The 1,660-nt window shown below is 66.0% G+C and carries 1 protein-coding gene and 3 tRNA genes; all 4 read left to right on the top strand.

Going from position 1 to position 1,660, the window contains the following annotated elements:
* Positions 1–135: 135 nt before the first annotated feature.
* Positions 136–220, top strand: a tRNA-Tyr gene (locus tag CKO31_RS26105).
* 122 nt (positions 221–342) lie between these two features.
* Positions 343–416 (top strand) — tRNA-Gly (locus CKO31_RS26100).
* Positions 417–500: 84 nt separating this feature from the next.
* Positions 501–576, top strand: a tRNA-Thr gene (locus tag CKO31_RS26095).
* Between the two features lie 122 nt (positions 577–698).
* A partial coding sequence (gene tuf / locus CKO31_RS26090) for an elongation factor Tu (protein ID WP_200243838.1) occupies positions 699–1,660 on the top strand: 962 nt, incomplete at its 3' end.

The raw sequence follows: 1,660 nt of genomic DNA, 5'->3' as shown, positions 1-1,660 counted from the left end.
CCCCGGCTCCCCCGGGCCCCCAGGCGCGGCTCCATCCGTAGCCTTGAAGCTTTGGCGCGCGCGAGGGGTGCTCGCGACGGCCATAGGCTATTGACCATCGCTGCGACCGGGCCTATACTGCCCCGCTCGGTCGCTGGAGGGGTTCCCGAGCGGTCAAAGGGATCAGACTGTAAATCTGACGGCTCAGCCTTCGGAGGTTCGAATCCTCCCCCCTCCACCACACAGATCCGCCCGCGGTTCGCGGCGGCAGGGTCCGGCCTTCGCGTGGCCGCTCGCAAGGCGGGTGACTCGGGCGGGGAGCCGCCCGACGGTCGCCCGGCGCAGGCAGCGACGCTGAGCCCTGCGGGTGTAGTTCAATGGTAGAACCTCAGCCTTCCAAGCTGATGGTGTGGGTTCGATTCCCATCACCCGCTCCAATGGATGCGCTCAGCGGGCCCTCCCTGCGCGGGCTCGACGTGAGTACTTCGGCACGCAGCGGCGGTTGCGCGCCGGTTGACACCGCCCATGTAGCTCAGTTGGTAGAGCACACCCTTGGTAAGGGTGAGGTCACCGGTTCAAATCCGGTCATGGGCTCCAAAGACAAAGTCCCGGTCGGCGGCCGGGCTGGCAGCTGCGACGGCAGCGGTGCATCGAGCGTCGGCCGGGCGACGGGCTGGCGGTGTCGGATAGAGCTGGTCTGAGCGGAGTAGGGGTCTCCAATGTCCAAATCAAAATTCGAGCGCAAGAAGCCACACGTGAACGTGGGCACCATTGGTCACGTCGACCACGGCAAGACGACGCTGACGGCGGCGATCACGGTGCACCAGGCGAAGAAGTTCGGTGGTGAAGCGCGCGCCTACGATCAGATCGACAACGCCCCTGAGGAGAAGGAGCGCGGGATCACGATTGCCACCGCGCACGTGGAGTACGAGACGGACACGCGCCACTACGCGCACGTCGACTGCCCGGGCCACGCCGACTACGTGAAGAACATGATCACGGGCGCGGCGCAGATGGACGGCGCGATTCTGGTGGTCTCGGCGGCGGACGGGCCGATGCCCCAGACGCGCGAGCACATTCTGCTCTCGCGCCAGGTAGGTGTGCCCTTCATCGTGGTGTACCTGAACAAAGCGGACATGGTCGATGACGCCGAGCTGCTGGAGCTGGTGGAGATGGAAGTGCGCGAGCTGCTCGACAGCTACGACTTCCCGGGTGATGACACGCCGATCGTCACCGGCTCGGCGCTGAAGGCGCTGGAGGGAGACGAGAGCGAGATCGGCACGCCGTCCATCGACAAGCTGGTGGAAGCGCTCGACAGCTACATCCCCGAGCCCGAGCGCCCGGTGGACGGCACCTTCCTGATGCCGATCGAAGACGTCTTCTCCATCTCCGGCCGCGGCACCGTGGTGACCGGTCGAGTGGAGCGCGGTGTAGTGAAGGTCGGCGACGAGATCGAGATCGTCGGTCTGAAGGACACCACCAAGACCACCTGCACGGGCGTGGAGATGTTCCGCAAGCTGCTCGATCAGGGCGAGGCGGGCGACAACATCGGCGTGCTGCTGCGCGGGACCAAGCGCGAAGACGTCGAGCGCGGTCAGGTACTGGCCAAGCCCAAGAGCATCACGCCGCACACGCACTTCGAGGCCGAGGTGTATGTGCTGAGCAAGGAAGAGGGCGGGCG

This window comes from Thiohalocapsa halophila (assembly GCF_016583825.1).
GTDB lineage: Bacteria > Pseudomonadota > Gammaproteobacteria > Chromatiales > Chromatiaceae > Thiohalocapsa > Thiohalocapsa halophila.
Note: the sequence above shows the minus strand (reverse complement) of the source record. Positions and strands in the feature narration are given on the sequence as shown.